Raw genomic sequence first — 21,587 nt, 5'->3', positions numbered from 1 at the left:
TCGGCCTCTGTTTGCTCGGGTCGACCAGAAAAGCGGTCGACCCCTACCGTTAGCATGTGGCACTTTTTGTAGGGGCCGACCCCTACCGTTAGCAAGTGGCACTTTTTGTAGGGGCCGACCCTCTTTTTCGGTCGGCCCGTCAGGCCACTGCGCGCCGCACCGCATCGGCCAGCGCCTGCAGCCCCGCGCTGCGCGAGGCGCTCAGCTGATCTTTCAATCCCAGCCCGTCAAACAGCGCCAGCGGGTCCGATCCCCGGATCTCGGCGGCAGTTTTTCCCTCTACCGCACACAGCAGTACGGCTAACAGCCCGCGCACAATGCGCCCTTCGCTGTCGCCGTAAAAGTGCATCTGCCCATTTTCTAGCTGCTGATAGCCAAGCCAGACGCGGTTTTCACAGCCGCTCAGCTCAATGTCCGCCGTTTTCAGCGCCTCCGGCAGGGCCGGCAGTTTCTTGCCCAGCAGGATCAGCTGGCGATAGCGATCCTCCCACTGGCGAAAGCTGGCGAACTGCGTCAGTAGCGAGTCGGCAGTTATCGCTGTGCCAAACGGGTGCGGGGCGATCGGGGATGAATTCATCATTAATCAGCCAGTAGCGCCAAAGCGGTGGTCATCGCCGCGGCCAGCGCGTCCACATCTTCCAGCGTGTTATAGGGGGCGAAGGAGGCGCGCAGTGTCCCGCTGACGCCGAGCGCAGCCAGCAGCGGTTGCGCACAGTGCTGACCGGCGCGCAGGGCGATGCCGCTCTCCGCCAGCAGCGTCACAACGTCGCTGTGATGAATACCGGCGATATCAAACGCCAGCAGGCTGGCGTTGCCGCAGCGGTAGCTTTGGAAGCCGGGCAGGGCAGCGAGCCGCGCTTCAGCAAGGTCGGCAAGGTCGCAGCTCCAGCGCTCGGCGGCGGCAATATCAACGCCGCTCAGCCACTCCAGCGCGGCGCTCAGGCCAATGACGCCGGCAACGTTTGGCGTGCCTGCCTCGAAGCACCACGGCACTGCCTGCGGGGTGAAACCGTTAAAGTCGACGCGGCTCAGCATCTTGCCGCCGCCCTGCCACGGCGCCATCTCTGCCAGCAGGTCCGCCCTGCCGTACAGCGCGCCGATGCCCATTGGTCCATACAGCTTATGTCCAGAAAACGCATAGAAATCAATATTGAGCGCCTGTACATCCGGCGGGCAGTGCACCACGCCCTGGGCGCCGTCGACCATCACTTTTGCACCGCACGCATGGGCCAGTGCAATAATCTGCTGCAGGTCCGGACAGCCGCCGGTCACGTTCGACATCTGACCGACAGCCAGCAGGCGGGTGCGGTCATTGAGCAGTGCGGGTAGCAGGCTGAGATCCGGCAGGCGGTCGGCGCCAATCGGCCACTTCACCACTTTGGCCCCGGTTTGCTCAGCCACCATCAGCCACGGCACCAGATTGGCGTGGTGCTCGGCTTCGCTAACCAGGATCTCATCCCCCGGCTGCAGGCGCGGACGCAGATAGCTTTGCGCGACCAGGTTAATGGCCTCGGTGGTGCCTTTGGTCCAGACGATGTTGCTGCTATCACAGGCATTCAGCAGCCTTGCCACCTGACTGCGCGCGTCTTCATAGCGCGCGGTGAGCTGCTGCGCGGCCGCGAACTGACTGCGGTGAACCGTCCCGGCGCTCAGGCGATAAAACTGCTCGGTGGCTTCGATCACCGCCAGCGGTTTTAGCGCGGTAGCGGCACTGTCCAGGTAACATCCGGCATCGCCCAGCGCGGGAAACTGCTGGCGAAAGTGCAGCGGGTTAAATGACGTCATCTGTTTCTCGTAATTTAGGACCAGGCTGAAATTTATGTACTTTTCTGGCAAAGACGGCAAAGCGCGTTATGCTAATTCAAGTAAAGTTTAAACGATTACCTGTCATTAAGAGCAACGTATGCAGGTAGTTTCACTCTCAGCATGGAGATATAAAAATGAAAAAATTAGCCGCAGTTATTGCAGCCTGTGCCATGACCTTTACTCTGGCCGCGTGTTCAAGCAACTATGTTATGCATACCAATGATGGTCGCACTATCGTATCCGATGGTAAGCCAGTGGTCGACAACGATACGGGCATGATCAGCTACAAAGATGCCAACGGCAACAAGCAGCAGATCAACCGTTCTGACGTGAAAGAGATGGTTGAGACCAACCAGTAATAGCGACAGGCAAAAAAAAGCACCGCGCTAAGCGGTGCTATTAAAATCACTTGGACAGACAGGGTAAATCTACAGGAATAAAAGGTAGCTCAGCTACCAGACCCGAAAATCGTCAGGTCAATTGCAAACACAACATCACGACCACAAGCCAAAAGCCCCTCAAAATTCCGCGAGTTAACCCGTAATTTCAATGCACTTTTCGTTCCGGCTCAGGAAGTGGCGCAACTATAGGTATTTGCTGGTAGTTCCTCAACGGACAAATTATAATGGCTCGGATAAAAAAAACTAATACGTCACTCTGACTGTCAGAGCTGTACCCGGCCTTGAGCGAAAAGCACCCATCTACCATGTCTAAACGTTTACCACCGCTGAATGCCCTGCGCGTTTTTGATGCCGCAGCGCGTCACCTCAGCTTCACGAAAGCGGCTGAGGAACTGTTTGTCACCCAGGCCGCCGTCAGCCACCAGATCAAGTCGCTGGAGGATTTCCTCGGCCTGAAGCTGTTTCGCCGACGCAATCGCTCGCTGCTGCTGACCGAAGAGGGGCAGAGCTATTACCTCGATATCAAAGAGATTTTTACCGCGCTGAACGACGCCACGCGCAAACTGCAGGCGCGCAGTGCCAAAGGCGCGCTCACCGTCAGTTTGCTGCCGAGTTTTGCTATTCAGTGGCTGGTACCGAGGCTAACCAGCTTTAACTCAGCTTATCCGGGTATCGACGTGCGTATCTCCGCCGTCGACCGCGATGAGGAGAAGCTGGCTGATGATGTCGATGTGGCGATTTTCTACGGGCGCGGTAACTGGCCGGGGCTGCGGGTGGAAAAACTGTATGCGGAATATCTGCTGCCGGTCTGTTCCCCACTGCTGCTAACCGGCGAGCGCCCGCTGACCTCCCCGGCCGGGCTGGCCAATCATACGCTGCTGCACGATGCTTCACGCCGTGACTGGCAGGCGTATACGCGTCAGCTCGGGCTGGGCAGTATCAATGTGCAGCAGGGGCCGATATTCAGCCACAGCGCGATGGTGCTGCAGGCGGCGATCCACGGCCAGGGCGTGGCGCTGGCCAATAACGTGATGGCGCAGAGTGAGATAGAAGCGGGGCGTCTGGTCTGCCCGTTTAACGATGTGCTGGTCAGTAAAAATGCTTTTTATCTGGTTTGTCATGACAGTCAGGCAGAACTGGGTAAAATAGCCGCCTTCCGGCAGTGGATCCTTGCGAAAGCCGCAAGCGAACAGGAAAAATTCCGCTTTCGTTATGAACAATAAACCCGCCTGGCGCGCCGATACCGCCGGGCAGTAATTAAGCACCACGGAGCGCGCTCCGTGTTCTCAGAGGATGTTGTTATGTCCAGTCGTGCAATGCTGATTTTCGTCGCCATCAGTGGATTTTTCTATGTGGCGCTGGGGGCTTTTGGCGCCCACGTATTGAGCCGGTCGCTGGGTAGCGCTGAAATGGCCTGGATGAAAACCGGGCTGGATTACCAGGCGTTTCATACTCTTGCGGTACTGGGTTTGGCTGCGGCCATGCTGCGCCGCGCCGATATCTGGTTCTACTGGAGCAGCGCGTTTCTGGCGCTGGGCACGGTGTTATTCAGCGGCAGTCTTTACTGTCTGGCGCTGTCGCACCTGAAAATTTGGGTGTATGTTACGCCGATCGGAGGCACCTGCTTCCTGATCGGTTGGATTTTGATGTTGGTTGGCGCGCTGCGTCTGAAAAAAAGGGCAGATCGCCATGAATAAGATTTTACTGTATTGCCGTCAGGGTTTTGAGAAAGAGTGCGCGGCGGAGATCACCGCTAAGGCCGCCGAGCGCGAGATTTTCGGTTTTGCCCGCGTGAAAGATGACTCTGCCTATGTGCTGTTTGAGTGCTATCAGCAGGGGGAAGCCGAGAAGCTGCTGGCCTCACTGCCGTTTAGCGAGCTGATCTTCTCCCGCCAGATGATGGTGGTCGGCGAGCTGCTGCGCGATTTGTCGAGCGAGGACCGCATTACGCCGGTCGTGGGGATGCTGACCGGCGCAGTAGAGAAGGGCGGCGAGCTGCGCGTAGAGGTGCCCGACACCAATGCCAGCAAAGAGCTGCTGAAATTCTGCCGCAAGTTCACCGTGCCGCTGCGCGCCAGCCTGCGTAAAGCGAATATTCTGCTGAACTATGAGACCAACAAGCGTCCGGTGATCCACGTGTTCTTTATCGCTTCGGGCTGCTGCTATGTGGGTTACTCGCTGCCGGGCAACAACTCGCCGCTGTTTATGGGCATCCCGCGCCTGAAGTTTCCCTCCGATGCGCCAAGCCGCTCCACGCTTAAGCTGGAAGAGGCTTTCCACGTCTTTATCCCTGCCGATGAGTGGGATGAGCGCCTGGCAAGCGGGATGTGGGCGGTGGACCTGGGGGCCTGCCCGGGCGGCTGGACCTATCAGCTGGTGCAGCGCAGCATGATGGTGAACGCCGTGGATAACGGCCCGATGGCGCCGAGCCTGATGGATACCGGGCAGGTATTCCACCAGCGTGAGGACGGCTTTAAGTACCGCCCGACGCGCAGCAATAACTATTGGGTGGTGTGCGACATGGTGGAAAAACCGGTGCGCGTGGCGAATCTGATGGCGGACTGGCTGGTGAACGGCTGGTGCCGTGAGGCGATCTTTAACCTCAAACTGCCGATGAAGAAGCGTTATGAGGAAGTGTCGCAGAATCTGCAGATGATCCACGAGAAGCTGGTGGAAAACGGCATTAACGCGCAGATCCAGGCGCGTCAGCTGTACCACGATCGCGAAGAAGTGACGGTGCATATTCGCCGTATCTGGGCCGCCACGCCGGGCCGCCGCGACGAGCGTTAATTTTTACCATCGTCAATCGCGCGCGGGCCGATCAAAAAAGATGAGCGGCCCCTACTGTAGGGGCGGACCGCTTTTCTGGTCCGCCCGCGAATTACGGCAATCGCAAATCCTTTAAATTCCCCGCCAGTACCAAATCCGTTCTCAGCGTGGCGACCCGCTGGCAGATTTCCGCCATCTGGCGATGCTGCTCCAGCTTATTGCGCCACTTCTCCGGCACCCGATCCAGCTGCTGATAAATTCCTGCCAGGCTACCAAACTGCTGCAGCAGCTGCGTGGCGCTTTTGCCGCCGATACCGGCCACGCCCGGGATCTTACTGCTGCTGATCCCTGCCAGCCCCCAGTAGTCGGTGAGCTGGGCTGGCGCCACGCCAAATTCGGCGGCAATAAACGGCACGTCGAGCCAGCGTTTCTGGAAATAGTCGCGGATCTGCACATTAGGTGCCAGCAGCTGGCAATAGCCTTTATCGGTGGAGACAATGGTAGCCTGATGCCCGGCGGCGGCCACTTTACTGGCAAGCGTCGCGGCGAGGTCGTCAGCCTCATCGCCGGGAGAGTGCCAGCAGTTAACCCCTACGCCGGCAAAGGCCGCGCGCAGCAGCGGCATTTCATTGTGCAGCGCATCCGGCATCGGCGAGCGCCCGGCTTTGTAATCCGGCAGCAGCCGGTGCCGCCAGCTGTCAGCGCGGTCGTCATCGTCAAACACCGCCACAGCATGCGTCGGGCGGGTATGCACCAGCAGCTGATGGATGGCATTCAGGCAGGCGTCCTGGCAGGGAGAACCCTGGACGGCGTGTATGCGGCGAATCAGATTCAGCGCATCGATAATCAGTAAATGGTGCAAAATCGTTAATCCTGAGCGGCCCGCAGGCCGCTCATCGGTTACTTGATGATTTCGTAGCAGGGAATATAGGCACTGCCCGGCAGCTTCATGCGGTGCTGAGCCACAAAGCCCTGTAGCAGATCGTCCATGCGGCGCATGATCTGCGGATCGCCGTGCAGCTTGTATGGCCCTTTCTCTTTGATTGCGCGAATGCCGACATCCTTAACGTTACCGGCGACGATCCCGGAGAACGCGCGACGCAGTGCCGCAGCCAGATCCTCGGCGGGCTGATCCGGCGACAGGTTAAGATTTGCCATATTTTCATGGCTCGGCATAAACGGCATCTGCAGGTCAGGAGCAATACGCAACGCCCAGTTAAAGCTGTAGGCGTCGCCGGTTTCGCGGCGATGCTCTTTCACCTTCGGCATCGCTTTCTTCATCAGCCGCGCCACTTCCGCCGCATCATCGATAATGATGGTGTAGTGTTTACGCGCCTCATCACCCAAGGTGCTGGCGATAAATTCGTCCAGCACCTTAAAGTAATCGGCGCTCTCTTTCGGCCCGGTGAGGATCAGCGGCAGCACCTGGTCATGGTTATGCGGGTTCATCAATATACCCAGCAGGTAGAGCAGCTCTTCCGCCGTACCTACGCCGCCCGGGAAGATAATGATGCCGTGCGCCATGCGTACAAAGGCTTCCAGACGTTTTTCAATGTCCGGCATGATGATCAGCTCGTTAACCAGCGGGTTTGGCGGCTCGGCGGCGATAATTGACGGCTCGGTCAGGCCAATAAAGCGGCCCTCTCTGTAGCGCTGCTGGGCGTGGCCGACGGCGGCCCCTTTCATCGGCGCTTCCATCACGCCCGGTCCGCAACCGGTGCAGATATTCAGTTCGCGCAGGCCGAGCTGGGCACCAACGGTGCGGCAGTACTGATATTCCACGGCGTTAATCGAGTGACCACCCCAGCACACTACGGTGTTCGGCTCTTCGCCGACGTGCAGCGCGCGCGCATTGCGCAGAATGGAGAATACCAGGTTGGTGAGATGAACCGGATCTTCAATTTTCAGCCGCTGGAAGCGACCGGCTTGATCGATCTGGCCGTTGACGAACAGGATGTCGCGCAGTACGGCAAACAGGTTAGCCTGCAGCGCACGGATAATCCGGCCATCAACAAACGCCTCTTCCGGCGGGTTGATCAGCTCCAGTTTGACGCCGCGCTCACGGCGCAACACGTTGATATCAAAACTTTCGAAGCGGGAGAGCAGCTCATGGCTGCTGTCGGTTTGGCTACCGGAGTTGAGCACGGCGAGTGAGCAGTTACGAAACAGCTGGTAGAGATCACTGCTGGCCGTGCGCTTCAGCATGTCGACTTCCAGTTGTGAAAGCAGGTCCATCGAGCCAAGAGGGCTGATATGTGTAATCAAGTGAACTCCTTTACACCCGCCTGGGTGTGCAGTAACCCCGTGATATGGCGGTCAACGGGGCAAAATTTCCCTGGGCAGCGTGCTGCTGCTGCCCGTGTCCAGATTAGCCTTTTCGCCTTTGATTTAACAACAGATTAACAGAGATAAACCGGAGATTACTGGCGAACCAGGCGCGAGCGTCCCGGCTTGAATTGGCCATTGGTGCGCCACGGGTTGATATCCAGCCCGCCGCGGCGCGTGTAGCGCGCGTAAACGCTCAGGCTTTCCGGCTGGCAGTAGCGCAGAATATCGCTGAAAATACGCTCTACGCACTGCTCGTGAAACTCATTGTGATGGCGGAATGAGACCAGGTAACGCAGCAGGGCTTCGCGCTGAATGCGCGGGCCGCGATAGCTGATCTGCACCGAACCCCAGTCGGGTTGATTAGTGATCAGGCAATTAGATTTTAGCAGGTGGCTCACCAGCTGCTCTTCCACGATCTCCCCAGCGGCCGCGTCGCGCAGGTAGTCAGCATTGAACTGATAATCATCAATCACGATGTCCTGCTCATCAATACAGCTGCCGTCGAAATGGCCAATGGGCTGCCCTTCAATTTCCTGCAAGCGGAACAGAGCCACGCTGACCTTGCCTGCGGCGCAGGCACTGAGATCGCGCTCCAGCGTCTGACGCACTTCGCCCCAGTCGGCAAATTTTGTCTGGTTAAAGCTGTTGAGGTAGAGCTTAAAGCTTTTCGACTCGATCAGGTTCACGCTGTCGGCATCCAGCGCCACTTCACCCACCGCCACCTGCGGCAGCCCTTTGCTGTTGAGCCAGGAGAGCTCGTACAGCGTCCAGATATCGGCTCCGGTGAACGGCAGGGTATCCGGATAGAGCCCCAGCGGTTCACGATTCAGGCTACGCGGCACTGCCTGTAGCAGCGCAGGCTGATAGCTGTCGTGGTATTCTGTGGGTTTCCCCAGTGTCAGGCCTTCCAGTGCCTGATGATGGTCGTATGAAGACATGCTGATACCTTATTGCGCCCGTCGGGACAGGCGAGATGACGAATTCGTTAGCCTGATTAGCATTCAGGCTACAATGGCCTGTAAGTGTAACCCAGCCAGCTAAGAGTGAAAAAAGAATGATCGAAGAAACCGCCCAGGCACTACGCGATTTTAGCCAACGCTACTGTGACCTCTGGCAGCAAGAGAGCGGCCACCTTCCCGCCAGCGAGGAGCTGCTTGGCATCCCTTCGCCGTGTGTCGTGGCTACGCAGGGCGATGCCGTTTGGTGGCAGCCGCAGCCATTTACGCTGGCCAAAAATCTGGAGTCGGTAGAGCGTGCGCTGGATATCCAGCTGCAGCCGTCCGTTAGCGGCTTTTATACCGCACAATTTGCCGCAGATATGTCGGGAACTTTTTCCGGTCAGCGCGTGTCTTTGGTACAGGTCTGGAGTGAAGATGATTTTCAGCGCGTGCAGGAGAACCTGATTGGTCATCTGGTCATGAAGCGTCGGCTGAAGCACTCCCCGACTTTATTTGTCGCCACAACAGACTCTGAGCTGGAAGTGGTGTCGGTGTGTAATTTGAGCGGCGAAGTGATCCTTGAGCAGTTGGGCACGCAAAAACGTCAGATTCTCGCCCCATCTCTTCAGAACTTTCTTATTCATTTACAGCCGCTTAATGGCCTGTAATGCGCTTTTCTCTGCCCGTCCTGTGCGAGATCTCTCACAAAGGTTGTGAGAGATCGCTACGAATGAACTTAATGTCTGCTAGCATTCAAATGTAAAAATATTGTAGATCATTAAGTTAGCCAGATTGTTGCGAATTATCTTAAGCTTATGCCACAAAAAGCCGTGAGAAGTATCTTGTTTGCTTATGACAATCAGGCAGAATTACCTCATCGGAAGGGCATTCAGGAACAGGATTAACGTCAAGGAGTGACGTACTCATGGAATGAGTTGGACCCATCAGGATGATGTCGCAGGGACAGGCTTCGGGATTGAAGCAGGGAAACCTCAGGATGAGGTAATGGACACCTCCAGGAAGGAGAACGTGAACCGTACAGGAAGACGGCTAGCAGGGAAGTGAACGGATAACATCAGGATGATGTTTGCTCAGGAGAGCACAGGAACAGTTTTCAAGGAAGAGCAGGGAGCATAAAGGTAGCTGGAAAGCTGCGAACGAACCGGGGGCACTGTTAATACAGTGCCCCTTTTTTTCGTGCATACTTTTCACTGAGCAGCGTGTGAATGCTATGCTCTGCGCCCTTAACCACAGTGGGAGATCCCTATGAGCCGTGAACAACAGATTCAGGAACGATTACTGGCAATTGAATCGTTGCTTAAACAGGCGGGGCTATGGCAATCCGTTGCGCCTAACAGCGAAGCTTTTACCAGCACTGAACCTTTCTGCCTTGACACCATGACGCCGCTGCAGTGGCTGCAGTGGGTGTTCCTGCCACGTATGCAGGCCCTGCTGGATGCGGCTGCACCTCTGCCCGTTGCGCTGGCCATCGCCCCCTACTATGAAGTCTGGCTGGAGGGCGAAATTCCGCAGCGCGCCGCGCTGCTGCACCGCTTAAACGCTTTTGATCAGCTGTTCGAGTCGCCCAACTAATGCTGGAGATTATTTATCAGGATGAGTGGCTGGTTGCGGTAAACAAACCCTCGGGCTGGCTGGTGCACCGTAGCTGGCTCGACCGCCATGAAACCGTGTTTGTGATGCAGACCGTGCGCGACCAGATTGGCCAGCATGTTTTCACAGTACACCGGCTCGATCGCCCAACATCCGGCGTGCTGCTGATGGCGCTGTCCAGCGAGGTGGCGCGCCTGCTGTCGCAGCAGTTTGAACAGCATAAAATACAAAAAACCTATCATGCCGTGGTGCGCGGCTGGCTGGAGGGCGAAGAGACGCTCGACTATCCGCTGACCGAAGAGCTGGATAAAATCGCCGACAAGTTTAGCCAGCCGGAAAAAGCCCCGCAGCCTGCGGTAACCCACTGGCGCGGAGTGGCAACGGCAGAGCTGCCGGTCGCGGTCGGACCTTACGCCACCACGCGCTATTCGCTGGTGGAAATGCTGCCGGAGTCGGGGCGCAAGCATCAGCTACGCCGTCATATGAGGCATCTGCGTCATCCGATTATCGGCGACAGCGCCCATGGCGACCTGAAGCAGAACCGCTCAGCGGCAGCCAACTTTGCTATGAATCGCCTGATGCTGCATGCCAGCGAGCTGCGCCTGAACCATCCGGTGAGCGGCGAGCCGCTGCTGTTACGAGCCGGGCTGGATGCAGTATGGCAGCGCGCGATGACGCACTGCGGCTGGCAAAACACGCTCCCGCATATCCCCCGGGTTGAGTTTGCTGCTGAAAGCCCGCAGGATAGTGAGAAAATTGAGTTCTGATAAGGAGAGAGGGTATGGCTGAGGTAGGCATTTTTGTTGGCACGGTTTACGGTAACGCACTGTTGGTCGCCGAAGAGTCCGAAACTCTGCTGCTTGAAGCCGGGCATCAGGTCAAGATATATGAAGATGCAACGCTGGAAGAGTGGCAGCACTACGCGGATAAAGTGGTGCTGGTGATCACCTCGACCACCGGGCAGGGCGATCTGCCGGACAGCATCGCGCCGCTCTTCCACGCGATTAAAGATAAGCTCGGCCACCAGCCAGGGCTGCGCTACGGCGTGATTGCGCTGGGCGACAGCAGCTACGACGATTTCTGCGGCGGCGGTAAAAAGTTTGCTGAACTGCTGCAGGAGCACGGCGCGCAGCGCGTCGGCGAGATGCTGACGGTGGATGCCTGCGAAAATCCGGAACCGGAGGAGGTCACCTCCCCGTGGGTTGAGCAGTGGGCTAAGCTGATCGGATAAAGTATGCCGTATCTGTAGGGGCCGATCATCTTTTTCGGTCGGCCCGTGCCAATGGTGCCCCACCGCCAACCTGATGGATAACTTATGAAAATCGTTATCGCCCCGGATTCCTATAAAGAAAGCCTCTCTGCGTTACAGGTTGCCACCCAAATCGAACTGGGTTTTCGCGACATCTTTCCCGATGCACACTACGTCAAACTGCCCGTCGCCGATGGTGGTGAAGGCACCGTTGACGCCATGGTTGCTGCTACGGGGGGCCGTATTATTCCACTGCGCGTTACCGGTCCGCTGGGCACGCCGGTTGATGCCTTTTACGGGCTGTCCGGCGACGGCTGCTGCGCGATTATCGAAATGGCCGCCGCCAGCGGGCTGGAGCAGGTGCCTGCCGATCGGCGTGATGCGCTGCACGCCACCAGCTGGGGTACCGGCGAGCTGATCCGCGATGCGCTGGATAAGGGGGTCGAGCGCCTGATTATTGGTATTGGCGGCAGCGCCACCAATGACGGCGGCGCGGGAATGGTGCAGGCGCTGGGGGCTAAATTACTCGACGCCAGCGGTAAGCCCGTGGCTTACGGTGGCGCGGCGCTGGCGCAGCTGGATTCGATTAACCTCAGTGAATTCGATGCGCGTATCAAAAGCTGCCGTATCGACGTCGCCTGTGATGTGACCAATCCGCTGCTTGGAGAGACGGGGGCATCGGCGGTATTTGGCCCGCAAAAAGGGGCATCGCCGCAGCAGGTGAAACAGCTGGATGAAGCGCTGGCGCAGTTTGCCCGCATTATTCAGCGTGACCTGCAGTGTGACGTGTTAAGCGTGGCGGGCGGCGGCGCAGCAGGGGGGATGGGCGCAGGGCTGCTCGCGTTCTGTCAGGCCACCCTGCGCCCGGGCATTGAGATTGTTACTGATGCCTTAGGTCTGGATGCACTGGTGCAGGATGCCACGCTGGTGATCACCGGCGAAGGGCGTATCGACAGCCAGACTATTCACGGTAAAGTCCCGATTGGCGTGGCGCGGGTGGCTAAGCGCTATCACATACCGACGATCGCCATTGCTGGCAGCCTGACGCAGGATGCGGGCGTGGTGCATCAGCACGGGCTGGACGCGGTATTCAGCGTGATCTACCGCATCTGCAGCCTGCAGGAGGCGCTGGACGAAGCGGCAGAAAATGTGCGTATCGCCGCGCGCAATATCGCCGCCACGCTAGCTATTGGGATGCATATTGGTTAATGGTGACCTCGCCCGCTGGCGTGCGGGAAATTCCGTTGGGGTCAGGTATGCCTGACCCGCTATGACCAACCCGCGGCTAATGTTTTAAGCGTTCCGTTGCCAGTCTCGCCACATTCTGCATCTCATCCAGTAGCTCAAACAGCTCAGGCTCAACGGCGCTGATATCCTCATGGTGCCGCAGATTTTGCTCCAGCTGCAGGCAGAGCTGTTTCATGCGCGGCACGCCGCTGTAGCTGGCGCTGCCGTGCAGCTTATGGATGATATCGCGCAGCGCCGGGATATTATTTTCGCCAATATACTGGTCGATCAGCGACTGCACTTCCGGCAGAAAATCCACCAGCATCTGCAGCAGATCGCGGGCAAGGTCGGGCTTATTAGCAGCCTGGCGCAGCGCCAGCGCCCAGTCGAGGGACGCCGGGACCTCAATCACCGGCGGCAGCGCCTGGCGCGCACTCGGCGAATAGCGCGCCAGCAGGCGGCTGAGTTTTTTCTCGTCGATCGGCTTGGCAAGATAGTCATTCATCCCCGCTTTAATCAGCTGTTCGCGTTCACCATCCAGCGCGTGCGCGGTCACGGCGACAATCGGCGTATTCGCGTGCTGCGGCAGGGCGCGGATCTCTTCACTGGCGCGGATGCCGTCAATTTCCGGCATCTGAATATCCATCAGAATAATGTCGAGATGCTGAAGCCGGGCCTGCTTGATCGCCGCTTCGCCGCTATCACACAGGACAATGTGCGCCACCTGCTCTTCGAGAAGAGCGCCAATCAGCTTGAGGTTGGCTGGGTTATCGTCAACCGCCATCACCCGCAGCGGCAGGCGCGGGCGCTCAATCAACTGCTGAACATCTCTGGCATGGTGATCGACCAGAATCGGCAGCAGGCGCGTCATCGAAATCGGTTTGATCAGGCAGGCGGTCACGCCGCGCGCTTTTAGCTCTTCGGTGTACACCTGCATCTGGAACGGCAGGCCCATAATCACGCTGTCGGCGCGCTGCAGAATCGGCGTCAGCTGCTCACCGGTCATTTCCAGATGATGGCGATCGGCTACCGGCAGCCCCATCAGCAGCACATCGTAGTGCGGGTCCGGCAGCTCGGCCAGCGTTGGGCTGTAGTGGATTTTCATCGGCGTGATGCTGAGCATCTCCATCATCGCTTTGGCGGCGGCGGCGTTAGGCTCAACGTAGGCCAGGCTTTGCCCCTCAATACAGTCCATCAGGCGCGGATCGCTTGCCGCGTTGGGGTTCAGCGCCAGATTAATGTGGAACCAGAAGGTGGAGCCGTGGTTCAGGCGGCTGTGGAAGGAGATCTCACCGCCCATTTCGTTGACCAGCTTTTGGGTGATCACCAGCCCCAGCCCGGTGCCGCCGTGGCGCCGTGAGATGCTGGCATCGGCCTGGCGGAATGCCTGGAACAGCTGCGACTGCTGCTTTTCGGAAATGCCGATGCCGCTATCGTGAATCTGTACTTCCAGCTCCATGCGGTTATTGCTCAGCGCCCGTTTTTCCACGCGAATATCAATATTGCCGCGCTCGGTAAATTTAATCGCGTTGCCCAGCAGGTTGACGATGATTTGCTGCATGCGCAGCGGATCGCCGATGGCATTATCCGGCACGTCGCTCTGAATATTCAGCGTCAGCTCCAGCCCTTTATCGTGCGCCGACTGCGCCAGCAGCACCACCACCTCGTCCAGCGTGGCGCGCAGCGGGAACGGAATGGTTTCCAGAATCAGCTTGCCCGCCTCCAGCTTGGAAAAGTCGAGCACGTCATTGATGATGCTCAACAGATTATTCGCCGAGCGTTCGATAGTGTGCAGGTAGTCGCGCTGCGTCGAGTTGAGAGTGGTTTTCAGCGTCTGGCGGGTAAAGCCGATGACGCCGTTGAGCGGGGTGCGCAGCTCGTGCGACATATTGGCGAGGAACTCGGACTTGATGCGCGCCGCCTCCTGCGCACGTTTTTTTGCCAGATCCAGCTCAACGTTCTGGATCTCCATCTGCTCCAGCGTTTCGCGCAGATCGGACGTCGCCTGGTCGATATTCTGCTGCATCTCTTCGTGATAGGCCGTCAGCGACATCGCCATCGAGTTAATGCCGTTTTTCAGCACGTCCAGCTCGCCGAGCATATAGCCTTCAACGCGGCTGTCGAGCTGCCCACGGCGAATGCGGTCAACGGTACTGACCATATTCCGAATTGGCCCGGTAACGTCGCGCATCAGGCGGTAGGCAAACAGCATCGCAATACACAGGCACAGCAGCAGCAGCAGGGTGGAGATAAACACTTCTTTATACTGCTGCAGGCGCACCGACTGCAGGTCGAGCTCTATCGCCACATAGCCGAGCGGATTACCGGTCGGTTTGGCGTCCTGCCCCGGAGACTCATCGGGGTAGTAACTCTCAGAAAGGATCGGCGTGCGCAGAATAACGGAGTTACCCTGGCGCTGCTTCAGGTATCTAGCCGTCAGCGGCGTGTTATCCGGCAGGCGCAGCAGGTCAGGGGACTGATGATAATTCGAGGTGACGAACAGCTGATTGTGGTCATCAAACACTGAGATAGCGCGCACGATATCCGAATGGCGGCGGTGCAGCAGGCTGACCAGCTGGCGCACCGATTCGCGGCTGTGGAAGGTCATACCGTATTCGCTGGAAACGGCCAGCGGCTCGATAATATTTATCCCGGCATCGGTCAGCTGGGTTTGCAGCTCGTTATAACGATTGACGACAAAAAACGTCGACAGCAGCAGCCCGATCATCAGCGTCGGCGCCAGAATTAAGATCATCATGCGTGCCCGCAGGCTGTATTTGGTCATAATATTCCCTGTGCGCGGCGTGCAGCTCTGCCGTCCGTGTTGCGTATTATCCTGAATCAGTCGAATTTTTTCTGCCGCTATGCCAGGCTACACCCGATTTTTTCCGGCAATAACCCTGACTTTTGAGAAGCAAAGAAATAATGGCGCAATTCTACTCTGCAAAACGGCGCGTGACGACCCGCCAGACGATAACGGTAACGGTAACGGTTCATGATCTGGATGCTTTTGGTCAGGGCGTGGCACGCCACAATGGCAAGGCGCTGTTTGTGCAGGGCGCGCTGCCCGGCGAACAGGTCGAAGTCAGGATCGAGGAGGATAAGCGCCAGTATTCACGCGGAGTAGCGCAGCGCATTATTAGCGCCAGCCCGCAGCGAGTGGTGCCGCGCTGCCCGCATTTCAGCCGCTGCGGTGGCTGCCAGCAGCAGCATGCATCCAGCGAACTCCAGCAGCAGAGTAAGGCAAAAGCGCTGGCGCATCTGCTGACGCGGGAAAGCGGCTTTGCCGTGAGCGTCGACGACGTGATTGCCGGGCAGCCCTGGGGCTACCGCCGCCGCGCCCGTCTCAGCCTCAACTATCAGCCGAAAACCCAAGCCCTGCAGATGGGGTTTCGCGAAAAGGCCTCCAGCGAGCTGGTCAATATCACGCAATGCCCCATTTTGAAGCCCGAACTTAATGCGTTGATTCAGCCACTTCGCGCCGTGCTCAATGATCTGCAGGCGGTGCGGCGCCTCGGGCACGTTGAACTGGTGCTGGCGGATAACGGCCCGCTGCTGGTTTTACCCCATCTTGACCCCCTTGCTGACAGCGACCGACAAAAACTGGAACAGTTTTCGCATGAGCATCAGTTGGCACTGTATCTTGCCCCTGACAGTGACACGCTTGTGCAGATTTCGGGAGAGATGCCACACTATCGTTCTCACGACCTGACGCTGACCTTCAGCCCGCGCGACTTTATTCAGGTCAATGATGAGGTCAATCAGCAGATGGTGGCCCGTGCGCTGGAGTGGCTGGAGCTGAAAGCGGACGACAGGGTGCTTGACCTGTTCTGCGGAATGGGAAATTTTAGCCTGCCAATGGGTAAACTGGCTGAAAATGTCGCAGGTGTGGAGGGTGTTGCAGCATTAGTGGCGAAGGGTGCGTATAATGCAGAATTGAATAATTTGCATAACGTGTCGTTCTGGCAGCATAACCTCGAAGAGGATGTCAGCCGCCAACCCTGGGCTGCTCAGGGATTTAACAAGGTGTTACTGGACCCGGCGCGTGCCGGTGCCGCCGGCGTGATGGCGCATATCATTAAACTTGCGCCGCAGCGGGTGGTCTATGTTTCCTGTAACCCGACGACGCTGGCACGGGATAGTCAGGCATTACTGACGTCCGGCTACCAATTGGAACGGGTGACAATGCTCGATATGTTCCCACATACCGGGCATCTGGAATCCATGGTGCTGTTTAGCCGAAAATAGGTCCCTGAACGGGGGCTACGCCAGGAGAGGATATGGTTGCGGTAAGAAGTGCACATTTGAATACGGCTGGCGAGTTTGCGCTCGACCAATGGATCACCAGTCTGGGGATCTCCAACCAGCAGTCATGTGAACGACTGGCCGAAACCTGGCGCTATTGTGAGGCGACCACTAAAGACCATCCTGATGCCGCGCTGCTGCTGTGGCGCGGCGTTGAGATGGTTGAAATCCTCTCGATGCTCAGCATGGACTGCGAAACGCTGTGTGCCTCGCTGCTGTTCCCGCTGGCCGACGCTGGGGTGGTTACCGAGCAGCGGCTTGAGGAGCAGCACGGTAAAGCTATCGTCTCGCTGGTTCACGGCGTGCGCGATATGGACGCTATTCGCCAGTTAAAAGCCACCCATAATGACTCAATGGCCTCTGAGCAGGTCGATAACGTGCGCCGCATGCTGCTGGCGATGGTGGAAGATTTCCGCTGTGTGGTCATCAAGCTGGCGGAGCGTATCGCCCACCTGCGCGAAGTCAAAGACGCGCCGGAAGATGAGCGCGTGCTGGCGGCGAAAGAGTGCACCAATATCTATGCTCCGCTGGCTAACCGCCTCGGTATCGGCCAGCTGAAGTGGGAGCTGGAAGATTTCTGCTTCCGCTACCTGCATCCGGAAGAGTACAAGCGCATTGCCAAGCTGCTGCACGAGCGCCGTATCGATCGCGAAGACTATATCGATACCTTTGTGCAGTCGCTGCGTACCGAGATTGTGAAAGAGGGCGTGAAGGCGGAAGTGTATGGCCGCCCGAAACATATCTACAGCATCTGGCGCAAGATGCAGAAGAAAGCGCTGGCCTTTGATGAGCTGTTCGACGTGCGTGCCGTGCGCATCGTGGCGGAGCGTCTGCAGGATTGCTACGGCGCACTGGGCATTGTGCATACCCTGTATCGCCATCTGCCAAGCGAGTTCGACGACTATGTCGCGAACCCAAAACCGAACGGCTATCAGTCCATTCACACCGTGGTGCTGGGGCCGAAGGGTAAAACCGTTGAGATTCAGATCCGCACGCGCCAGATGCATGAAGATGCCGAGCTGGGCGTGGCGGCGCACTGGAAGTACAAAGAGGGCGCGGCAGCCGGCGGCAGCGCACGCGGCGCCTCCGGCCATGAAGGGCGTATTGCCTGGCTGCGCAAGCTGATTACCTGGCAGGAAGAGATGGCGGACTCCGGCGAGATGCTCGACGAAGTGCGCAGCCAGGTGTTTGACGATCGGGTCTATGTGTTTACCCCGAAAGGGGATGTGGTGGACCTGCCGGCCGGCTCCACGCCGCTCGACTTTGCCTACCATATTCACAGCGATATCGGCCACCGCTGCATCGGCGCGAAGATTGGTGGGCGCATCGTGCCGTTTACCTATCAGCTGCAGATGGGCGACCAGATTGACATCATCACCCAGAAGCAGCCGAACCCGAGCCGCGACTGGCTGAACCCGAACCTCGGTTACGTGACCACCAGCCGCGGGCGCTCTAAGGTGCACGCCTGGTTCCGCAAGCAGGATCGCGACAAGAATATTATCGCCGGGCGCCAGATCCTCGACAACGAACTGGACCACCTCGATATCAATCTGAAAGATGCCGAGAAGCTGCTGCTGCCGCGCTACAACTTCAATACGCTGGATGAACTGCTGGCGGCAATTGGCGGCGGCGATGTGCGCCTCAATCAGATGAGCAACTTCCTGCAGTCGAAGCTGCACAAGCCAAGTGCGGAAGAGGAAGACCGCGAGGCGCTGCAAAAGCTGACGCAGAAAACCTCCAACAGCGTACCGCGCAGTAAAGAGAGCGGGCGCGTGGTGGTCGAAGGTGTCGGCAATCTGATGCACCATATTGCGCGCTGCTGCCAGCCGATCCCCGGCGATGATATCACCGGCTTTATCACCCAGGGGCGCGGGATCTCGATTCACCGCGCAGACTGCGATCAGCTGACGGACCTGATGTCGCACGCGCCGGAACGCATCGTCGATGCCGTCTGGGGTGAGTCTTATTCCAGCGGCTATTCGCTGGTGGTGCGCGTCACCGCCAACGATCGCAGCGGCCTGCTGCGCGACATCACCACCATTCTGGCTAACGAAAAGGTCAATGTGCTGGGCGTTTCCAGCCACAGCGATACCAAGAGGCAGCTGGCGACTATTGATATGGATATTGAAATTTATAATCAGCAGGTGCTGAGCCGGGTGATTGCGCGGCTGAATCAGGTGCCGGATATCATCGACGCTAAGAGATTACATTGATCATCAGTGAATCGTAGGGGGCGACCGCTTTTCTGGTCGCCCCGTCATGGCGATGCACAGGGCCGACCGAAAAAGAAGGTCGGCCCCTACAAATCAGGAATAAATTATGACTTCTCTCGATCGCCTGCTGGGCATCATGAAAACCCTGCGCGATCCGGAAAACGGCTGCCCCTGGGATCGCCAGCAGACCTTTGCCACCATCGCGCCTTATACCCTTGAAGAAACCTATGAAGTGATCGACGCGATCAACCGCGCCGACTTTGACGATCTGCGCGGTGAACTGGGCGATCTGCTGTTTCAGGTGGTGTTTTACGCGCAGATGGCGCAGGAAGAGGGGCGCTTTAACTTCGACGATATCTGCAACGCTATCAGCGATAAGCTGGAGCGCCGCCATCCGCACATCTTTGCCGATGCTCAGGTGAGCGGCAGCGCTGAGGTGCTGGTTAACTGGGAAAAAATCAAAAGCGACGAGCGTGCGGAGAAAGCACAGCATTCGGCGCTTGACGATATTCCTGCCGCGCTGCCAGCGCTGATGCGCGCCCATAAAATCCAGAAGCGCTGTAGCAGCGTGGGCTTTGACTGGACCACCATCGGGCCGGTGCTGGACAAAGTACACGAAGAAATTGATGAGGTTATGCACGAAGCGCAGCAGGCGGTTATCGACCAGGACAAGCTGGAAGAGGAGATCGGCGACCTGCTGTTTGCCACGGTTAACCTTTCACGCCACCTCGGCAGTAAGGCGGAAACCGCGCTGCAGAAAGCCAATACCAAATTCGAACGCCGCTTCCGCCAGGTTGAACAGATTATCGCCAGTCAGGGGATGGAAATGTCGCAGGCTACCCTGGACCAGATGGAAGACGCGTGGCAGGTGGTAAAATCTCAGGAATAATTGGCTGACACGATTCAACAAAAATGTGACATGCATCAACCTTATTTTTCCGCCATTCAGGTAATGTCAGGGCGGTAAATGCGGTGGACGGCACACAACCGGAAACGATCAATTGTCGCACCCGGGGGATTCGGGTATACTATTTTCCCGTCCTGGTTATTCATTCCATCGTCTTTAAACCTACATTCTCAGGTTCAGCATGACAACGAACTATATATTTGTGACCGGCGGGGTCGTTTCCTCTCTGGGTAAAGGCATTGCCGCAGCCTCCCTGGCCGCCATTCTCGAAGCACGTGGTCTTAATGTGACCATCATGAAGCTGGACCCGTACATCAACGTGGATCCGGGCACCATGAGCCCGACTCAGCACGGTGAGGTCTTCGTGACCGATGACGGCGCAGAGACCGATCTTGACCTCGGTCACTACGAGCGCTTCATCCGTACCAAAATGAGCCGTCGTAATAACTTCACCACTGGCCGTATCTACTCAGAAGTGCTGCGCAAAGAGCGCCGCGGTGACTATCTGGGCGCGACCATTCAGGTGATCCCACATATTACCAATGCGATCAAAGAGCGCATCATCGAAGGCGGCGAAGGCCACGATGTTGTGCTGGTTGAAATTGGTGGTACCGTGGGTGACATCGAATCACTGCCGTTCCTCGAAGCGATTCGCCAGATGGCGGTTGATGTAGGTCGTGAGCACACCATGTACATGCACCTGACGCTGGTGCCTTATATGGCTGCTGCGGGCGAAGTGAAAACCAAGCCAACCCAGCACTCGGTGAAAGAGCTGCTGTCGATCGGTATTCAGCCTGACGTGCTGATCTGCCGTTCTGACCGCGCTGTACCGGCTAACGAGCGGGCGAAAATCGCGCTGTTCTGTAACGTGCCGGAAAAAGCGGTTATCTCACTGAAAGATGTCGACTCCATCTACAAGATTCCTGGCATGCTGAAATCGCAGGGCCTGGATGACTATATCTGTAAGCGCTTCAACCTGAATGCCCCGGAAGCCAACCTGGCCGAGTGGGAGCAGGTGATTTACGAAGAAGCCAATCCAGGCGGCGAAGTGAACATCGGTATGGTCGGCAAATACGTCGAGCTGCCGGATGCTTACAAGTCGGTGATTGAAGCGCTGAAGCACGGCGGCCTGAAAAATCGCGTCACCGTGAATATCAAACTGATCGACTCACAGGATGTTGAAACCCGTGGCGTGGAACTGCTGAAGGATCTGGATGCTATCCTTATTCCTGGCGGTTTTGGCTATCGCGGCGTGGAAGGCAAACTGATGACGGCGCAGTACGCGCGTGAAAACAACATCCCTTACCTTGGCATCTGCCTGGGGATGCAGGTTGCGCTGATGGAATTCGCCCGCAACGTGGCACATATGGAAGGCGCGAACTCGACTGAATTCGTCCCGGACTGTAAGTACCCGGTGGTGGCGCTGATTACCGAATGGCGCGACGAAGACGGCAACGTCGAGCAGCGCACTGAGCAGAGCGATCTGGGCGGCACCATGCGCCTCGGCAGCCAGCAGTGTCAGCTGACCGAAAACAGCCTGGTGCAGAAGCTGTATGGCTCTGACACCATCGTTGAGCGTCACCGTCATCGTTATGAAGTCAACAATATGCTACTGAAGCAGATTGAGGCGGCTGGATTACGTGTCGCAGGCCGCTCAGGGGATGACCAGCTGGTTGAGATCATTGAGCTTCCTGACCACCCCTGGTATGTTGCGTGTCAGTTCCACCCGGAATTCACCTCAACACCTCGAGACGGGCACCCGCTGTTCAGCGGCTTTGTAAAAGCCGCCAGCGAGTACCAGAAGCGTTTGGCAAAATAAGTGTTTTCATAACA

The 21,587-nt window shown here is 57.6% G+C and carries 19 protein-coding genes; 13 read left to right on the top strand and 6 right to left on the bottom strand.

The window, feature by feature from the left end; genetic code table 11:
- Positions 1–139 precede the first annotated feature (139 nt).
- Positions 140–577 carry a cysteine desulfurase sulfur acceptor subunit CsdE gene (csdE, locus tag ACLI4M_RS04970; RefSeq protein ID WP_133625017.1) on the bottom strand — a complete coding sequence of 146 codons (438 nt, stop codon included), beginning with the start codon at positions 575–577 and terminating at the stop codon, positions 140–142.
- A gap of 2 nt (positions 578–579) precedes the next feature.
- Positions 580–1,785 carry a cysteine desulfurase CsdA gene (gene csdA / locus ACLI4M_RS04965; protein ID WP_048917157.1) on the bottom strand — a complete coding sequence of 402 codons (1,206 nt, stop codon included), beginning with the start codon at positions 1,783–1,785 and terminating at the stop codon, positions 580–582.
- Positions 1,786–1,940: 155 nt separating this feature from the next.
- Between csdA and ACLI4M_RS04960 the strand changes: the two genes are divergently transcribed.
- The 4 genes from ACLI4M_RS04960 (at position 1,941) to rlmM (ending at position 4,997) form a co-directional block, all read left to right on the top strand.
- Positions 1,941–2,165 (top strand): YgdI/YgdR family lipoprotein, encoded by a 225-nt coding sequence (locus ACLI4M_RS04960; RefSeq protein ID WP_048917156.1) that lies wholly within the window; start codon positions 1,941–1,943, stop codon positions 2,163–2,165.
- Positions 2,166–2,512: 347 nt separating this feature from the next.
- Entirely contained in the window at positions 2,513–3,430 is a 918-nt protein-coding gene (locus ACLI4M_RS04955; protein ID WP_048917155.1) for a transcriptional regulator GcvA, read from the top strand.
- 78 nt (positions 3,431–3,508) lie between these two features.
- Positions 3,509–3,904, top strand: coding sequence for a DUF423 domain-containing protein (locus ACLI4M_RS04950; RefSeq protein WP_048917154.1), 396 nt, complete (start codon positions 3,509–3,511; stop codon positions 3,902–3,904).
- Positions 3,897–4,997 (top strand): 23S rRNA (cytidine(2498)-2'-O)-methyltransferase RlmM, encoded by a 1,101-nt coding sequence (rlmM, locus tag ACLI4M_RS04945; protein WP_133622866.1) that lies wholly within the window; start codon positions 3,897–3,899, stop codon positions 4,995–4,997. The genes ACLI4M_RS04950 and rlmM overlap by 8 nt, the downstream gene beginning before the upstream one ends.
- 91 nt (positions 4,998–5,088) lie before the next feature.
- Here rlmM and xni read toward each other — a convergent pair whose 3' ends face one another.
- From xni to queF, 3 genes are all read right to left on the bottom strand, one after another.
- Positions 5,089–5,838: a flap endonuclease Xni gene (xni, locus tag ACLI4M_RS04940; protein WP_133622867.1), complete on the bottom strand. Its 750-nt coding sequence runs from the start codon at positions 5,836–5,838 to the stop codon at positions 5,089–5,091.
- A gap of 38 nt (positions 5,839–5,876) precedes the next feature.
- On the bottom strand, positions 5,877–7,241 hold the full coding sequence (gene ppnN / locus ACLI4M_RS04935; RefSeq protein WP_048917151.1) for a nucleotide 5'-monophosphate nucleosidase PpnN: 1,365 nt from the start codon (positions 7,239–7,241) through the stop codon (positions 5,877–5,879).
- 155 nt (positions 7,242–7,396) lie between these two features.
- Positions 7,397–8,242 carry an NADPH-dependent 7-cyano-7-deazaguanine reductase QueF gene (gene queF, locus ACLI4M_RS04930; protein WP_048917150.1) on the bottom strand — a complete coding sequence of 282 codons (846 nt, stop codon included), beginning with the start codon at positions 8,240–8,242 and terminating at the stop codon, positions 7,397–7,399.
- Positions 8,243–8,358: 116 nt separating this feature from the next.
- Between queF and syd the strand changes: the two genes are divergently transcribed.
- From syd to ACLI4M_RS04905, 5 genes are all read left to right on the top strand, one after another.
- A complete protein-coding gene (gene syd, locus ACLI4M_RS04925) occupies positions 8,359–8,910 on the top strand; it encodes a SecY-interacting protein (protein ID WP_133622868.1) in 552 nt (183 codons plus the stop codon).
- A gap of 598 nt (positions 8,911–9,508) precedes the next feature.
- Positions 9,509–9,835 carry a YqcC family protein gene (locus tag ACLI4M_RS04920; RefSeq protein ID WP_133622869.1) on the top strand — a complete coding sequence of 109 codons (327 nt, stop codon included), beginning with the start codon at positions 9,509–9,511 and terminating at the stop codon, positions 9,833–9,835.
- On the top strand, positions 9,835–10,620 hold the full coding sequence (gene truC, locus ACLI4M_RS04915; RefSeq protein WP_048917147.1) for a tRNA pseudouridine(65) synthase TruC: 786 nt from the start codon (positions 9,835–9,837) through the stop codon (positions 10,618–10,620). The genes ACLI4M_RS04920 and truC overlap by 1 nt, the downstream gene beginning before the upstream one ends.
- Positions 10,621–10,634: 14 nt before the next feature.
- Positions 10,635–11,084 (top strand): flavodoxin, encoded by a 450-nt coding sequence (locus ACLI4M_RS04910; RefSeq protein WP_048917146.1) that lies wholly within the window; start codon positions 10,635–10,637, stop codon positions 11,082–11,084.
- Positions 11,085–11,168: 84 nt separating this feature from the next.
- The gene (locus ACLI4M_RS04905; RefSeq protein WP_133622870.1) at positions 11,169–12,311 is read left to right on the top strand and encodes a glycerate kinase; all 1,143 of its coding nucleotides are present in this window, start codon (positions 11,169–11,171) and stop codon (positions 12,309–12,311) included.
- A gap of 76 nt (positions 12,312–12,387) precedes the next feature.
- On the opposite strand, the gene barA is transcribed toward ACLI4M_RS04905, so the two are convergent.
- Complete coding sequence (barA, locus tag ACLI4M_RS04900; protein WP_133622871.1) at positions 12,388–15,114, bottom strand: two-component sensor histidine kinase BarA; 2,727 nt, start codon at positions 15,112–15,114, stop codon at positions 12,388–12,390.
- 140 nt (positions 15,115–15,254) lie between these two features.
- Here barA and rlmD point away from each other — a divergent pair, with 140 nt between their 5' ends.
- From rlmD to pyrG, 4 genes are all read left to right on the top strand, one after another.
- The gene (gene rlmD, locus ACLI4M_RS04895) at positions 15,255–16,577 is read left to right on the top strand and encodes a 23S rRNA (uracil(1939)-C(5))-methyltransferase RlmD (RefSeq protein WP_133622872.1); all 1,323 of its coding nucleotides are present in this window, start codon (positions 15,255–15,257) and stop codon (positions 16,575–16,577) included.
- 32 nt (positions 16,578–16,609) lie between these two features.
- On the top strand, positions 16,610–18,847 hold the full coding sequence (gene relA / locus ACLI4M_RS04890) for a GTP diphosphokinase (protein ID WP_048917142.1): 2,238 nt from the start codon (positions 16,610–16,612) through the stop codon (positions 18,845–18,847).
- A gap of 106 nt (positions 18,848–18,953) precedes the next feature.
- Entirely contained in the window at positions 18,954–19,736 is a 783-nt protein-coding gene (gene mazG, locus ACLI4M_RS04885; protein ID WP_133622873.1) for a nucleoside triphosphate pyrophosphohydrolase, read from the top strand.
- 199 nt (positions 19,737–19,935) lie between these two features.
- Positions 19,936–21,573, top strand: a complete 1,638-nt coding sequence (gene pyrG, locus ACLI4M_RS04880) for a glutamine hydrolyzing CTP synthase (RefSeq protein ID WP_048917140.1) — start codon at positions 19,936–19,938, stop codon at positions 21,571–21,573.
- The last annotated feature ends 14 nt before the right edge of the window (positions 21,574–21,587 follow it).

The sequence above is a fragment of the Erwinia sp. LJJL01 genome, assembly GCF_047300805.2.
Lineage (GTDB): Bacteria > Pseudomonadota > Gammaproteobacteria > Enterobacterales > Enterobacteriaceae > Erwinia > Erwinia aphidicola.
This window is presented reverse-complemented; position numbering and strand designations above follow the sequence as displayed.

What these genes read in the sequence shown, in the direction of transcription:
- csdE (WP_133625017.1), bottom strand. Translation starts at nt 577, where the DNA reads ATGAATTCATCCCCGATCGCCCCGCACCCGTTTGGCACAGCGATAACT.
- ACLI4M_RS04950 (WP_048917154.1), top strand. Translation starts at nt 3,509, where the DNA reads ATGTCCAGTCGTGCAATGCTGATTTTCGTCGCCATCAGTGGATTTTTC.
- ACLI4M_RS04955 (WP_048917155.1), top strand. Translation starts at nt 2,513, where the DNA reads ATGTCTAAACGTTTACCACCGCTGAATGCCCTGCGCGTTTTTGATGCC.
- ACLI4M_RS04910 (WP_048917146.1), top strand. Translation starts at nt 10,635, where the DNA reads ATGGCTGAGGTAGGCATTTTTGTTGGCACGGTTTACGGTAACGCACTG.
- rlmM (WP_133622866.1), top strand. Translation starts at nt 3,897, where the DNA reads ATGAATAAGATTTTACTGTATTGCCGTCAGGGTTTTGAGAAAGAGTGC.
- mazG (WP_133622873.1), top strand. Translation starts at nt 18,954, where the DNA reads ATGACTTCTCTCGATCGCCTGCTGGGCATCATGAAAACCCTGCGCGAT.
- queF (WP_048917150.1), bottom strand. Translation starts at nt 8,242, where the DNA reads ATGTCTTCATACGACCATCATCAGGCACTGGAAGGCCTGACACTGGGG.
- rlmD (WP_133622872.1), top strand. Translation starts at nt 15,255, where the DNA reads ATGGCGCAATTCTACTCTGCAAAACGGCGCGTGACGACCCGCCAGACG.
- ACLI4M_RS04920 (WP_133622869.1), top strand. Translation starts at nt 9,509, where the DNA reads ATGAGCCGTGAACAACAGATTCAGGAACGATTACTGGCAATTGAATCG.
- barA (WP_133622871.1), bottom strand. Translation starts at nt 15,114, where the DNA reads ATGACCAAATACAGCCTGCGGGCACGCATGATGATCTTAATTCTGGCG.
- csdA (WP_048917157.1), bottom strand. Translation starts at nt 1,785, where the DNA reads ATGACGTCATTTAACCCGCTGCACTTTCGCCAGCAGTTTCCCGCGCTG.
- truC (WP_048917147.1), top strand. Translation starts at nt 9,835, where the DNA reads ATGCTGGAGATTATTTATCAGGATGAGTGGCTGGTTGCGGTAAACAAA.
- syd (WP_133622868.1), top strand. Translation starts at nt 8,359, where the DNA reads ATGATCGAAGAAACCGCCCAGGCACTACGCGATTTTAGCCAACGCTAC.
- pyrG (WP_048917140.1), top strand. Translation starts at nt 19,936, where the DNA reads ATGACAACGAACTATATATTTGTGACCGGCGGGGTCGTTTCCTCTCTG.
- ACLI4M_RS04905 (WP_133622870.1), top strand. Translation starts at nt 11,169, where the DNA reads ATGAAAATCGTTATCGCCCCGGATTCCTATAAAGAAAGCCTCTCTGCG.
- ACLI4M_RS04960 (WP_048917156.1), top strand. Translation starts at nt 1,941, where the DNA reads ATGAAAAAATTAGCCGCAGTTATTGCAGCCTGTGCCATGACCTTTACT.
- relA (WP_048917142.1), top strand. Translation starts at nt 16,610, where the DNA reads ATGGTTGCGGTAAGAAGTGCACATTTGAATACGGCTGGCGAGTTTGCG.